Source organism: Campylobacter concisus (assembly GCF_902460545.1).
GTDB lineage: Bacteria > Campylobacterota > Campylobacteria > Campylobacterales > Campylobacteraceae > Campylobacter_A > Campylobacter_A concisus_AE.
Genome location: NZ_CABPUE010000007.1, coordinates 110,842 through 124,508, shown reverse-complemented (window position 1 = coordinate 124,508; position 13,667 = coordinate 110,842). Strand labels below are relative to the sequence as shown.

General features: G+C 39.8%; 15 protein-coding genes, 3 tRNA genes and 1 rRNA gene. 8 read left to right on the top strand and 11 right to left on the bottom strand.

Annotated elements, in window-relative coordinates:
• Nucleotides 1–192: 192 nt before the first annotated feature.
• The 4 genes from FZ949_RS05880 to FZ949_RS05865 form a co-directional block, all read right to left on the bottom strand.
• Nucleotides 193–268, bottom strand: a tRNA-Ala gene (locus FZ949_RS05880).
• A gap of 12 nt (nt 269–280) precedes the next feature.
• A tRNA-Ile gene (locus tag FZ949_RS05875) sits at nt 281–357 on the bottom strand.
• A gap of 94 nt (nt 358–451) precedes the next feature.
• Nucleotides 452–1,962: ribosomal RNA gene (locus FZ949_RS05870) — 16S ribosomal RNA — on the bottom strand.
• Nucleotides 1,963–2,409: 447 nt separating this feature from the next.
• A complete protein-coding gene (locus tag FZ949_RS05865) occupies nt 2,410–2,784 on the bottom strand; it encodes a RidA family protein (RefSeq protein ID WP_107710262.1) in 375 nt (124 codons plus the stop codon).
• 96 nt (nt 2,785–2,880) lie between these two features.
• On the opposite strand from FZ949_RS05865, the gene cheQ reads away from it, so the two are divergent.
• Nucleotides 2,881–3,354 (top strand): cheVAW transcriptional regulator CheQ, encoded by a 474-nt coding sequence (cheQ, locus tag FZ949_RS05860; protein WP_084041562.1) that lies wholly within the window; start codon nt 2,881–2,883, stop codon nt 3,352–3,354.
• Nucleotides 3,355–3,386: 32 nt separating this feature from the next.
• Here cheQ and FZ949_RS05855 read toward each other — a convergent pair whose 3' ends face one another.
• The 3 genes from FZ949_RS05855 to FZ949_RS05845 form a co-directional block, all read right to left on the bottom strand.
• Nucleotides 3,387–3,947, bottom strand: a complete 561-nt coding sequence (locus FZ949_RS05855; protein WP_107953859.1) for a Fe-S-containing hydro-lyase — start codon at nt 3,945–3,947, stop codon at nt 3,387–3,389.
• A 9-nt stretch (nt 3,948–3,956) separates the two neighbouring features.
• Nucleotides 3,957–4,802: a fumarate hydratase gene (locus FZ949_RS05850; RefSeq protein WP_084109802.1), complete on the bottom strand. Its 846-nt coding sequence runs from the start codon at nt 4,800–4,802 to the stop codon at nt 3,957–3,959.
• Between the two features lie 241 nt (nt 4,803–5,043).
• Nucleotides 5,044–6,354 (bottom strand): hemolysin family protein, encoded by a 1,311-nt coding sequence (locus FZ949_RS05845; protein WP_234401518.1) that lies wholly within the window; start codon nt 6,352–6,354, stop codon nt 5,044–5,046.
• A gap of 201 nt (nt 6,355–6,555) precedes the next feature.
• Here FZ949_RS05845 and FZ949_RS05840 point away from each other — a divergent pair, with 201 nt between their 5' ends.
• Entirely contained in the window at nt 6,556–7,869 is a 1,314-nt protein-coding gene (locus FZ949_RS05840; protein ID WP_107953863.1) for a sodium-dependent transporter, read from the top strand.
• Between the two features lie 44 nt (nt 7,870–7,913).
• On the opposite strand, the gene FZ949_RS05835 is transcribed toward FZ949_RS05840, so the two are convergent.
• Complete coding sequence (locus FZ949_RS05835) at nt 7,914–8,360, bottom strand: DUF411 domain-containing protein (protein WP_148790230.1); 447 nt, start codon at nt 8,358–8,360, stop codon at nt 7,914–7,916.
• Between the two features lie 108 nt (nt 8,361–8,468).
• On the opposite strand from FZ949_RS05835, the gene FZ949_RS05830 reads away from it, so the two are divergent.
• From FZ949_RS05830 to FZ949_RS05815, 4 genes are all read left to right on the top strand, one after another.
• On the top strand, nt 8,469–9,437 hold the full coding sequence (locus tag FZ949_RS05830) for a putative transporter (RefSeq protein WP_148790229.1): 969 nt from the start codon (nt 8,469–8,471) through the stop codon (nt 9,435–9,437).
• A 309-nt stretch (nt 9,438–9,746) separates the two neighbouring features.
• A complete protein-coding gene (locus FZ949_RS05825; RefSeq protein ID WP_107953867.1) occupies nt 9,747–10,550 on the top strand; it encodes a M48 family metallopeptidase in 804 nt (267 codons plus the stop codon).
• Nucleotides 10,551–10,802: 252 nt separating this feature from the next.
• On the top strand, nt 10,803–11,012 hold the full coding sequence (locus FZ949_RS09595) for a GNAT family N-acetyltransferase (protein ID WP_234401517.1): 210 nt from the start codon (nt 10,803–10,805) through the stop codon (nt 11,010–11,012).
• Nucleotides 11,013–11,056: 44 nt separating this feature from the next.
• Nucleotides 11,057–11,144 (top strand) — tRNA-Ser (locus FZ949_RS05815).
• Between the two features lie 179 nt (nt 11,145–11,323).
• On the opposite strand, the gene FZ949_RS09590 is transcribed toward FZ949_RS05815, so the two are convergent.
• Together FZ949_RS09590 and FZ949_RS05805 are read right to left on the bottom strand one after the other, a co-directional pair.
• Complete coding sequence (locus tag FZ949_RS09590; protein WP_107953869.1) at nt 11,324–11,665, bottom strand: P-loop NTPase family protein; 342 nt, start codon at nt 11,663–11,665, stop codon at nt 11,324–11,326.
• A complete protein-coding gene (locus FZ949_RS05805) occupies nt 11,665–12,060 on the bottom strand; it encodes a FecCD family ABC transporter permease (protein ID WP_262367784.1) in 396 nt (131 codons plus the stop codon). The genes FZ949_RS09590 and FZ949_RS05805 overlap by 1 nt, the downstream gene beginning before the upstream one ends.
• Nucleotides 12,061–12,159: 99 nt before the next feature.
• Between FZ949_RS05805 and FZ949_RS05800 the strand changes: the two genes are divergently transcribed.
• A complete protein-coding gene (locus FZ949_RS05800) occupies nt 12,160–12,888 on the top strand; it encodes a thiamine biosynthesis protein ThiG (protein ID WP_107953871.1) in 729 nt (242 codons plus the stop codon).
• The gene (locus tag FZ949_RS05795; RefSeq protein ID WP_187424717.1) at nt 12,888–13,100 is read left to right on the top strand and encodes a molybdopterin biosynthesis protein MoeB; all 213 of its coding nucleotides are present in this window, start codon (nt 12,888–12,890) and stop codon (nt 13,098–13,100) included. Before FZ949_RS05800 ends, FZ949_RS05795 begins: the two co-directional genes overlap by 1 nt.
• Before the next feature lie 7 nt (nt 13,101–13,107).
• On the opposite strand, the gene FZ949_RS05790 is transcribed toward FZ949_RS05795, so the two are convergent.
• On the bottom strand, nt 13,108–13,667 hold a 560-nt coding region (locus FZ949_RS05790; protein ID WP_316246165.1), incomplete at its 5' end, for a hypothetical protein.

Genomic DNA, 13,667 nt, shown 5'->3' with positions numbered 1-13,667 from the left:
TGATGTCAAACTTTTGCATTAACTGCAAAGAGAATAGAAATTTAAATCTTTAACAAGTCCTGTAAAATTGTTTTTAAAACTTGCTTGTGACTATTAACAATATTAATTAAAAGAACATTTAGACAAAAGTCTAATTAGAAAGTTTAAATTTTTAAGCTCTCTAATTAGACTTAATATAGTTAAACTATTTTATGGTGGAGAATAGCGGGATCGAACCGCTGACCTCCTGCGTGCAAAGCAGGCGCTCTCCCAGCTGAGCTAATTCCCCAATTAAATTCTCTGGTGGGCCTAACAAGACTTGAACTTGTGACCTCACCCTTATCAGGGGTGCACTCTAACCAGCTGAGCTATAGGCCCCTATAGGTCTATCAATCTTTCAAAACTAAACAAGGATGATTGAGAATATCTTTCTTATAGATATCTTGTGAGAGAATATCTATATGTACTCTAGAAAGGAGGTGATCCAACCGCAGGTTCTCCTACGGTTACCTTGTTACGACTTCACCCCAGTCGCTGATTCCACTGTGGACGGTAACTAATTTAGTATTCCGGCTTCGAGTGAAATCAACTCCCATGGTGTGACGGGCGGTGAGTACAAGACCCGGGAACGTATTCACCGTAGCATGGCTGATCTACGATTACTAGCGATTCCGGCTTCATGGAGTCGAGTTGCAGACTCCAATCCGAACTGAGACATATTTTATAGATTTGCTCCATCTCGCGATATTGCTTCTCATTGTATATGCCATTGTAGCACGTGTGTCGCCCCGGACATAAGGGCCATGATGACTTGACGTCGTCCACACCTTCCTCCTCCTTACGAAGGCAGTCTCATTAGAGTGCTCAGCCGAACTGTTAGCAACTAATGACGTGGGTTGCGCTCGTTGCGGGACTTAACCCAACATCTCACGACACGAGCTGACGACAGCCGTGCAGCACCTGTCTTAACATTTCTGCAAGCAGACACTCTTCTATCTCTAGATGATTTGTTAGATATCAAGTCCGGGTAAGGTTCTTCGCGTATCTTCGAATTAAACCACATGCTCCACCGCTTGTGCGGGTCCCCGTCTATTCCTTTGAGTTTTAATCTTGCGACCGTACTCCCCAGGCGGTATACTTAATCCGTTAGGTGCATTACTGCCAAGACTAGCTTAGCAACAACTAGTATACATCGTTTAGGGCGTGGACTACCAGGGTATCTAATCCTGTTTGCTCCCCACGCTTTCACGCATTAGCGTCAGTTGAGTTCCAGCAGATCGCCTTCGCAATGGGTATTCCTGGTGATCTCTACGGATTTTACCCCTACACCACCAATTCCATCTGCCTCTCCCTCACTCTAGATTACCAGTTTCCCAAGCAGTTCTATGGTTAAGCCATAGGATTTCACAAGAGACTTGATAATCCGCCTACGCGTCCTTTACGCCCAGTGATTCCGAGTAACGCTTGCACCCTCCGTATTACCGCGGCTGCTGGCACGGAGTTAGCCGGTGCTTATTCGTTAGGTACCGTCATTGTTCTTCCCTAACAAAAGGAGTTTACGCTCCGAAAAGTGTCATCCTCCACGCGGCGTTGCTGCTTCAGGGTTTCCCCCATTGAGCAATATTCCCTACTGCTGCCTCCCGTAGGAGTCTGGACCGTGTCTCAGTTCCAGTGTGACTGATCATCCTCTCAGACCAGTTATGCGTCATAGCCTTGGTGAGCCATTACCTCACCAACTAGCTGATACAATATAGCCTCATCCTACACCGAAAAACTTTCCCTATCCAACTTATGTAAGACAGGAGTATAGAGTATTAGCAGCCGTTTCCAACTGTTGTCCTCTAGTGTAGGGCAGATTAGCTATACATTACTCACCCGTGCGCCACTAACTCATAAGAGCAAGCTCTTACTTGTCCGTTCGACTTGCATGTATTAGGCACGCCGCCAGCGTTCACTCTGAGCCAGGATCAAACTCTCCATATTAATTACCTAGCAAAATTTATTTGATAGGATTTTATTATGAAGTTTTTAATCAAAAAAACTTTTAGTTTTATTTATTAGTTTGTCTAATCTATTATAAATTATAAAATAATAGACTGGCTCAATCGATCACTTGTTTAGATTTCAAAGATTGACTAATAGTTTAACAATTGTAAGTTAAAAGAACAACGATAAAAAGAAAAGGCTTTATTAACCAATGAAGTTAAAGGTGGTTTCTCGTTTCGTGAGCTGGAATTATATATGAGCAATACTTAAAGATAGTTGAAATAATTAGGGAATTTGAGAAAAAATTGTTGGCGATTAAAAATTTTAAAGTATGTATTTTTATTAGTAGGTTTATAGGGGTTAGTTTTTGAAATATAAATTTGGAGAGTTTTTGCTCTCCATCATTTAAACATTAAATTTTTGTGAACTTTTACACAATATCTATTAATAAGCCGCGATAAGCTCTATTTCCACAAGTGCGTCTTTTGGCAAGGTCTTAACGGCTACTGTACTTCTAGCAGGATAAGGCTCTTTAAAAAATTTAGCATACACAGTATTTACTTTAGCAAAATCTGCCATATCTGCTAGAAATATTGTAGTCTTTACAGTATTATCAAAAGTAAGTCCTGCCTCAGCCAAGATATTTTTTAAATTTTCAAGCGATTGCTCAGCTTGGGCCTCTACACTACTACCTGCAAACTCACCCGCTGGTGTGACACCAAGCTGACCTGAGATAAATAAAAATCCATTTGCGCTAATAGCTTGAGAATATGGCCCAATCGCTTGTGGAGCATTTTTTGTTGAGATTTGTTTTTTCATATTTTCTCCTTTTGAAATTTTTTAAAATCCTACTATAAATTTTCTAAATTTTTAGTCTCCAAAAGCTATAATGGGCAAAATTTCAAAAGGATGAAGATGCAAAATATACTAGCACCAAATGAGTTTTTAGATGATTATGTGCTCGGTGCTGAATTGGCTAAAAATGCCGGCATCTCATCAAATGCTTATCTTTTTTGGAAAAACGTCATAAGTGCTAAATTTGAAAACTCAAGAATAGTTTTTCTTAGAAAAAATAGCATTCCAGTCAAATTTCAAAACATTATAAAAACTTGCACGCCTTTAAATGGCCTTATTCCAACAGGCGTATTTTGCTCTTTTACCTCGCTTGCTCCTTCTCATCTTGTAGCAAAAAATGGCTCTAAGATCTACGAGCTCTTTAAATTTTATGAGATTTGCGGTATCAAATTTATAGACTTGAAGAAATTTTATGATGATTTTAATCTTAGCTATTCTTATAGAATTTACATTGAGAAGTGCAAATTTTTCTCACCTGCACCATTTGAAAAACGCATAAAATTAACTGAAACGATGTGTCTTGGATATTATTAAAGTCCGCTAGCTAGCTTGCTAGCGGGATAAATTTATATCTTTTTGTAAGGCGCTTGGCCAACTTCGTAGAAGTTATTACCTTCGCAGTCAATGGCGACTATTGCTGGGAAATCCTCAACTGTAAGCCTAGCAACTGCCTCTGGTCCTAGTTCTGGATAAGCTAGCACTTCATATTTTTTGATACTTTGGCTAATGAGCGCTCCGATACCGCCGATAGCAACCATATAAACACAGCATGATTTTTTCATAGCCTCGACTACTGCGTCACTCCTGTAGCCTTTACCGATCATACCATTTATACCAACTTCATTTATCATGGTTGGGGTGTATTTATCCATTCTGCCGCTTGTTGTTGGGCCTGCTGCGCCGATAGCTTGATTTGGCTTGGCCGGAGTTGGTCCGACGTAGTAGATAGTCTCACCATTTAGCTCAACTGGTAGCTTCTCGCCGCGTGCTAAAGTTTCAGTAAGTGCCTTATGTGCAGCGTCACGAGCTGCTATGATAGTGCCTGATATTAGGACATTATCACCTGCTTTTAGGCTTTTTACCACCTCTTTATCAAATGGTGCTTTTATTCTTTTTACTTCTGACATTTTCTCTCCTTAAAGCTCGGCATCTGCGTGGCGCGCAGCGTGGCAGTTGATGTTTATAGCAACAGGAAGACCTGCTATGTGAGTTGGATACCACTCGACATTTACTTTAACAGCAGTGGTGTCACCACCAAGTCCTTGAGGACCAACGCCAGTTTTACAAGCAAGCTCTAGTAGCTCGTCTTCTAATTTGGCATATCTTGGATCAGAATTTTTACTATCGACTGAACGAACTGCTGCTTCTTTTGCCAAAAGTGCTGCCTTATCCATCGTACCACCTATGCCAACGCCTATTGTTAGTGGAGGACAGGCATTTGGTCCAGCGTATTTTACAGCCTCTAAAAAGACTTTTTTTACACCCTCTATACCATCAGCTGGCACAAGCATTTTTAAAACTGATTTATTCTCACTACCAAAACCTTTTGGAGCTACTTTTATCTTTAGCTTATCTCCTGGCACGATTCTAGTGTGAATGACGGCTGGAGTGTTGTTTGTGGTATTTTTTCTTTCAAAAAGTGGCTCAGCAACGACTGACTTTCTTAAATAGCCTTCAATGTAGCCTTCCGCAATGCCCTCATTTATCGCATCTTCAATATAACCACCCTCAATATGCACATCTTGGCCTATCTGCACAAAAACAACCGTCATACCGGTGTCTTGGCAGATAGGTGCAACGCCCTCTTCTGCAAGCTTAGCATTTTGTAAAATTTTGCCCAAAATGTCTTTGCCTAGTGACGAGCTTTCGCTACTTTGAGCCTTTGTAAAAGCAGCCTTTAAATCTGGCGTCACAACATAACAGGCCTGTTTGCAAAGCTTAGCAACGACTTCTCTTATATCTTTTACATTTATTATTCTCATCTTTACTCCTCTTAAAAAACAATTTTTAATTATATTAACTATATTTAAAATTTAAGATTAAATTTTTCTGCTGGATATCTAATCGAAAAAATTTATATGAATTTATTTTGCTTGACTACAACTAGAAGACTTGTCTAAAACAAATTTAATGAAATAAGAGATGGTGAAATTGAGTCTAGAGCATCACAATATTGATAGAAATTTACATAACATGGCTTATTTAAGCCATAAATATATAAATTTAAGATTGAATGCTCTCCTCATCATTTTTTATCTTTTTTCTAACTTTGACTCGTGATATGCTAGCTCCATCCATCTTTCTTACTTCGTAGTAGCAGTTTTCATCCTCGATCTTGTCCCCAACTACTGGCAAACGACCGATTAAGTTGAAGACATATCCACCGATTGTAACTTGATCTGTCTCTTCATCAAAGCTTATACCAAGAACCTCTTCAACACTCTCTAGATCATATCTGCCTTGAAATTCATAAATATTGTCATTTATCTTTTTATAGTGCTGATCAACTTCATCGTGCTCATCATTAAAATCACCAAGCACCTCTTCCATGATATCTTCCATCGTAAGAAGTCCGGCTGTGCCGCCATACTCATCGACTACGAGTGCTGCTGAAATTTGCTCTTTATTCATCATTACAAGCACTTTTGAAATAGAAAGGCTCTCAGGCACGATGACAAATTTACGAACAATTGAGTCAAAACTCTTCTCTTTATCTTTGCTAAAGTGGAGCTGCAAAATATCTCTAATGTGTATCATGCCCAAAATAATATCTTTTGAGCCGTCTATATAAGGAAAGCGAGTGTATTTTGACTCAAATACGACTTGCAAATTCTCTTCAAAGCTCTTTTGTTTATTTATGCAGATCATATCGCGCCTTGGCGTCATGATCTCTTTTGCGACTGTGTCACTAAAATCAACTGCATTTTTAATGATCTCAGTCTCAAAACTATCAAGCACACCGCCCTTTAAGCTCTCGCCAACGATGATTTTTATCTCTTCTTCAGAGTGCGCTAGCTCATTTTCTTTAGCTGGCTGGATACCTAAAATTTTAAGTCCGATGGTCGCTAAAATATCAAAAAGCTTAATTACAGGAGAAAATAGTACCCAAAAAAAGTGAAGTGGACGAGCGATTTTTAACACTGAAGTCTCGGCCTTTGCGATAGCAACTGACTTTGGCACAAGCTCACCCATTACAACGTGAAGTAACGTAATAAGCGTAAATGCAATCGCAAAACCAACCGTATGAACTAATATGTCGCTAAAGCTGAAGAAATTTTTAAGTGGAGCTTCTATAAGTCTTGCAACCGCTGGCTCACCGATCCAACCAAGAGCAAGTGAGCTTAGTGTGATGCCAAGCTGAGTGGCACTAAGATAAGTATCAAGCTTGTTTGACATCTCAAAAGCAAGCTGAGCGTTTGGCTTTTTCTCTTTGATAAGCTCTTCAAGTCTAGACTTACGAACTTTAACAAGAGAAAATTCTGATAAAACAAAAAAGGCATTTAGTAAAATGAATACAATGGCAAGTATTACCATTAAAAGCGAATTATCGCTACTGGGGTTCAATTATGATCCTTAAGAGTTAAAAATTTTTGCCTGATTATAGCGAATTTATATTTAGCGGTCAAATTAATCGCGCTCAAAAGTAACAACATTTCTTAAATTTAAGATTTATAAAAAGTTCTTAAATCATATTTTGATAACATTATTTTCATCACTAAATTTATGGATTTTACAATGAGCAAAAAGAATTTTTCATCGCGTTGGGCATTTATATTGGCCTGTGTTGGATCAGCAGTTGGCATGGCAAATGTCTGGGGCTTTCCTTATAAACTTGGCACAAATGGCGGTGCAGCGTTTTTACTCATCTATGTTTTTTTCATAGCTCTTTTTTCATACGTTGGACTAAGTGCGGAGTATGCGATTGGCAGACGTGCAAAAACTGGTACGCTTGGATCATATAAATATGCTTGGCAAAGTAGAAATTTAGGTGTATTTGGCAGTATTATTGGCTGGCTTCCGCTTGCTGGCTCACTTTGTATAGCCATCGGCTACGCAGTCATCATCGCTTACGTGCTAAAAGCCCTTACTCAGGCACTTACTGGCTCATTTATGAGCGTTGATACGAACGTTTGGTTTAACTCATTTGCACTTCAAGATTACTCAGTCTTGCCTTATCATTTTATTATCGTTGTTGGCACGCTTCTTACACTATTTTTTGGGGCAAAAAGTATCGAAAAAACAAATCAAATAATGATGCCACTCTTTTTCGTATTGTTTAGCATCTTGGCTATAAATGTCGCGATGCTACCAAATGCATTTGATGGGTATAAATTCCTTTTTATCCCTGACTTTAGTAAGCTTGCAGACCCGATGGTATGGGTTTCTGCGATGGGTCAAGCCTTTTTCTCGCTCTCTATCACAGGATCTGGCATGATAGTTTATGGGGCTTACCTTTCAAAAGATGAAGATATCGTTGAGAGTGCTAAAACTACGGCCTTTTTTGATACTATTGCGGCTCTTGTAGCCGCTCTTGTTATGATCCCAGCGGTCTTTGCCTATGCTATGGATCCAGCCGAAGGTCCAAAGCTACTTTTTGTAACGCTTCCAAAAATTTTACAAAACATGATCGGTGGACAAATTTTTGCCATTATTTTATTTACAGCTGTTATCTTTGGCGGTATCACCTCGCTTCAAAATATGTTTGAAGTAGTCGCCGAGTCACTAATGCATAAATTCCCACTCCTTAGTAGATTTTGGACGCTCACGCTACTTTGTGCAGTTTGCTTTGGCATAGGAGCATTTATGGAACCTATTAGCAGTTGGGGGCCTTGGATGGACTTTGTGTCGATCTATATCATTCCAATCGGTGCGGTAATCGGTGCTATTTCTTGGTTCTGGATTATTAAAAAAGATGAAATTTTAGACGAGATAAATTCTGGGGCAAATAGATCTTATGGTAATTTCTGGTATTTTGTAGGCAAATTTATCTACGTTCCGCTAACATTTTTACTTTGTATCATAGCCGTAAGTAAGGGAATTTCTTTTTAAATTTAGCTCGCTAAAAAATGAGCTAAATTTAAAAATTTTTGAAGTTATCTTAGTTTTTTTGTGCCGATGTAAGTAGCAAAAATTTCTTGTGAGCCATCTTTTTTAAATAAAATAACATCGTATTGCTCGGCTTTACTGCCTTGCTCCATACCTTGGCTCTCCATCGGCATGCCAGGTACTGCGATACCAACTACGTCTTTTGGCTTGAGCACTAGTAGGCGCTTTACCTCATCAGCTGGAACGTGACCTTCTATGATATATCCATCGATGATTGCTGTATGGCAGCTTGAAAGCTCTAGCGGCACGTTAAATTCTTTCTTAACTTTAGCTATATCATCTACTTTTATGACCTCTTCGCTAAATCCAGCCTTCCGCATCGCCTCACCCCAGCTAGTACAACATCCACAAGTTGGGCTTTTATAGACCTTCATATCAGCCGCGAACGCAAGTGTTGCAAAAAAGCCAAGAGCCAAAAATGCTAATTTCTTCATCATTTTCCTTTACGTAAAATTTGCAAAATGATATAGCTCACATTTAAATTTTATATAAATGCTTAATATTGCTTGCTATAATTCGCCAAAATTTACAAAAGGCACTTTATGTTTTCATCATTTTTTAAAGATAAAAAATGGGCACTCTGGGCTTATGGCGGAGCGATATTTATCATCTTGCTTCTTGTCTATCAAACGCACCTAAATGTCCGTATAAACGAGTGGTATAAAAATTTCTACGACATCGTGCAAAACTCAAAAGATCATGATGTAAGTGAGTTTTGGCGAGAAATTTTTAACTTTATAAAAATCGCTATGCCTTACGTCGTGACTTACACTGTGATCTCGTTTTTTGCTAGCCACTGGGTCTTTCGCTGGAGAGAGGCGATGACGTTTAAATACCTCAAATTTTGGCGAAACTGCCAAAATGACATCGAAGGTAGCTCGCAGCGTATCCAAGAGGATGTTTATCGCTTTGCCAAGATCATGGAGAGCCTTGGCGTGCAGGTTTTAAGGGCGATCATGACGCTAATTGCCTTTATACCAGTGCTTTGGGAGCTAAGTAAGAGCGTGAGTTTACCTTACATCAAAGATATCGAAGGCTCGCTTGTTTATATCGCTTTAATAATTAGCATCGGTGGCTTAACTATTTCGTGGTTTGTGGGCATTAAACTCCCGCATATCGAGTATAACAACCAAAAAGCAGAAGCGGCGTTTAGAAAAGAGCTAGTTTACGGCGAAGACGATAAGTCTAAATTTTGTCAGCCAAACGTCATGTTAGAGCTTTTTACGGGCGTAAGGTTAAATTATTACAAACTATTTTTGCACTATGGCTACTTTAACCTTTGGCTCATCTCATTTTCACAAATTCTTGTCATCGTACCTTATGTCATCATGGGAAATGGCCTATTTAGCGGCGTTATCACACTTGGCGTGCTTATACAAGCTAGCAATGCTTTTTCGCAAGTCAGAGAGAGTTTTAGCGTCTTTATCGACAACTGGACGACAATAACAGAGCTAAGGTCTGTAAATAAGCGTTTGAGAGAGTTTGAGAGAAATATAAATTATAAGGCGTAAGGGTTAAATTTAAGATATAGCGTCTAAATTTTGATTTATGCGGTCATAAACCAAGCAGCACACTGAATACACTTTATCATCAAGCAAATTTAAATTTATGAGCGAGCATATCACGGCTCTAAATTTAGTGCCGAGTGGTTACGAGACCTAAATTTAGCAGTCTGCTAAGGCGAGTGAGTAAGATTTTAAAATTTGTAAAAAGTAAATTACTATTTTTGATATCACAAAAATTAAATTTCTCCTCTCATTTAACAATGCATATCCAACTCAGGCTATAATACGCAAAATTTTAGTCCAAAAAGGATAAAAATGAAAAAATTTTTACTTACATTATTAGTGACTAGTTTATTCTTCACTGGCTGCTCAAGCGTTACAAAAGCAGGCGTTGTTGGTGCTGATCGTAAGCAATTTATGTTAGTCTCATCAGAAGCTATGGAGCAAAGCTCAGCCCAAGCCTATGTCAAGACGCTAACAGCTGCTAGAAGCAAAGGCGAGCTAAACGTCGATCCTATCCTTACAAAAAGGGTTCAAGATATTGCCAAAAGACTCATCGCTCAAACTGGAGTTTTTAGAGACGATGCACTAAAATGGAAGTGGCAAGTAAATGTTATTAATGAAGATACACTAAATGCTTGGTGTATGCCGGGTGGCAGGATTGTGGTTTATAGCGGCATCATAAAAAGGCTAAATTTAACAGATGCGCAACTAGCAGCGGTTATGGGACACGAGATCGCTCACGCACTTAGAGAACATAGCAGGGAGCAAGCCAGCACCGATCAGCTCAAAAATATTGGAATTTTTGCGGTTGCGACAGCTACTGGTCTTGGTGATCTTGGAGCTAATGCTCTAAATTTAGCTAGCGAGTATACTATATCTCTGCCATTTTCACGATCTCACGAAACTGAAGCTGATCACATAGGTACTGAGCTAATGGCAAGAGCTGGGTACGATCCAAAAGAAGCGGTCGAAGTCTGGATAAAAATGAGCAAGATGAGTGGCGGAAAGGTTCCTGAAATTTTAAGCACACACCCATCAAATGAGAGCAGGATAAAAGATCTAAAAGAGATCGCAGCAAAGCTTGAGCCAGTATATCAAGCAGCCAAAAAAGGTTAGGCTTCAAAAATTTGAGCGATTTTGAAATGGTTGCTCAAATTTATAACTAGTACATTTTAAAAAACTACGACTGCTGATATTCGGCTAGTTAGCGAGAGCCTTGGTTTAACGCCCACGGCAGCTCGCGCCCTATCTTTATCTACAAAGAAAATGATGAAATTTTAGGCTACTGCTCACTGAGTGACTTTAATCCAAAAGTCGCTTACGATATAAGCGTAGAGATAAGCATCTATGTCGCTAAAAAGGCTCTAAATGGGGCATCGGCAAACAGCTTTTAGCCACAGCCTAAATGAAGCTAGAGAGCTAAATTTAAAAAACATCATCGCACTAATCTTTAGCAAAAACAAAGCAAGTCTTGGGCTCTTTTTGAAATTTGGCTTTGAAAAATGGGGTGAATTGCCCAGCATTTGTCTGATGGGCAATGAGTACAAAGATGTCGTTATCTTGAGGCTAAAGCTTTAAGAGCCAAGCATTAAGCAAATCAAGATATAATTCCACTTCTTCATGGGTAGATGTCCGAGCGGTTTAAGGAGCACGCCTGGAACGCGTGTGTGGGGCAACTCACCGAGAGTTCGAATCTCTCTCTACCCGCCATAAAACTATCTACAACCTAAAGCTTCTTGACCTTTATTTTATTACTCAAAACATTAGCACTAAGCAAAAGACCACTTTATAAATCTTGCCAATTATCTTTTACTTTTGTCATAGTTAGGCATATAACTAACGTTAAATTTTGCTCCATTTTAGGAAAAATTTTAACTATATTCTTAGATTTAGATTCTATTTGCCTTATCGACAGTTACGAACGCCCAGTGCATAAATCCTTGTCTCGGTTTGTATTTGCCGCTGTTAAAATACTCCGCTAGCCGCGCCTTCTCCGCTTCGCTTAGCTCGCCGCCGCTAACCTTTGTGTAGGGCGCGTTTTTTAGATGCGCGATGCCCATCTTTTCCAGCGCCTGCTCGGCTAGCTTTTTATCCGCCGCGCTAAAGCTTGAAAATAGCGGCGTTCTGCACAGCGCGCCCATCAGAGCGACGTCAAAGCTGATGCCCTTTAGCACGGGCTTGTCACGGTAGGCAAAGCGCAAATTTCGCACTTTTATCAAATTTTCTCGCATCAAAAGCTCCTCTTGGCGCGGCGCAGCACGATGATAAACATCGGGATGCCAAATAGCGAGGTTACGATGCCGATAGGGATCTCAAAGGTAAAAATGAGCCGCGAGAAGCTGTCGCAAAATAGCAGGAATATCGCGCCGATCATTGCCGAGCTAGCAAGTACCGCACGGTTGTCGGCGCCAAATATTAAGCGCGCGATGTGCGGCACGATAAGCCCGATCCAGCCGATGATGCCCGCGATCGTCACGCTAAGCGCGCTAATGAAGGTCGCGACGAGGATGATGAAAATTTTAACTCGCGCCACGTTTACGCCCAGGCTCTTTGCCTCCTCCTCGCCAAGGCTTAGCGCGTTTAGGTATTTGCCGCTAAGCACTAGCAGCAAAACGCCCACGCACATCGGCAGGATCGAAATTTCGATGAAGCTTTTGGACGCAAAGCCGAGGCTTCCATCAAAAAATATGTAATCGCTGGAAGCGCGTCAAAAGAAAGAGTGCAAATGTACTTTGATTTTCTACTATGTATCGACGATACAGACGAGCTTGGTGGAGAAATTTCAACTGGAAGTTTAGCTCAAGAAATAGCCCTAGAAATTAGTTCATTTGCCAAAGTCTCTTTTATTACACGCCACCAACTTTTGCTAGATCCTCGCATAAACTACACTTCGCACAATAGCTCAATGTGTTTAGTCGCTAAAATTTCAAAAGAACAAAAACAAAAGGTGCTTGACATTGCGCTTGAGCTTTTAATAAATAAATGCGCTAAAAGCGCTGAGCCCGGTATCGCAGCTGTTTTCAAAGACGACATAAACGATACGAAAGAGCTAATAAATTTTGGCAAAAATGCAAAAAATATGTTCCTAACCACAAAGCAAGCTTTTGAGATAGCTATGGCGCAAAATGTATTTTTAAAAGCTCTTACACCAAATGCTAATGGCGTTATCGGCGCGCTCGCGGGCATAGGGCTTAGGCTTAGCGGCGATGATGGCAAGATAAGGGACAAATTTAAACTAAATGAGCCAAAGCTAAGCGTTGCTAAGCTTACAGAGCTTCCATTTATCGAGGCGGTTTTGGACGAGAATTTTAAAGAGCTCGCAAAAGATGAGATGATAAATTTAGATGGTACTTTAAAGCCTATATTTTGGCATCAAAAGGCAACTTTGCTCGTGCAAAAAGACAAAAATGGTGAGTTTAGAAATTTAAATATAAAAAAGCTTCGGGAATTTTGATGATGCAAAATTTCAATGAGAAAAATGAGTTTAAATACGGCAAATTTAACTACGAAAAAGCACGAGAAATAGCCCAAAACTGCGCTAAATTTAAGCTAGATAGCGACGAAGAGGAGATGAGCTGCGGCGGCGAGAAAAGCTGCTACGACTGCGCATTTAGGCGCTGGAGTAAAGATAGCTTCATCTGCATGGCACAAGCTAGCAAAGACTGAGCTAGCCCTACGCAACCATTTTTTTATCTTTAAGTTTTCCACCACGTTTATACTTTAGCTCACCACAAAATCTCTTACCGAATTTCGCCTCAACGATGAGAACTAGCACGAAAAATATCTTTTCGTCGTTTAAAGAAGCGATTTGGCGCAGGGTTTGATCTGCGCCGCTAAATTTGACGCCGTTTTTGCGTAAAGTTTCGCAAAAAATAGCCTCGTCAAAGCCCAACATTTGCGAAATTTCAGTTATGCTGTATAGCTCGAGCGAGGCGATGATTCGGTCCATATTGCAAATGCTTGGATTTTTACTGCGTGTTAGTACATCCATTGTTTCATTCATTAGCTTTACTAGTTTTTTTCTACGATTTATAACGTGAAGTGTTGCGGCAAGCAATATTAAAAAACCTGCGATTTTATGGGCATTTAATAGATACTCATTATATTCGCCAAGTGCAAAATTTACACCAGAGAATGCGAGCATACAAAGCCCTAAAATAAGAACTAAAACAAGACAGAATTTATAAATAACCTCTACTTTAAACATGACACTCATCCTAAAATATATTTTTC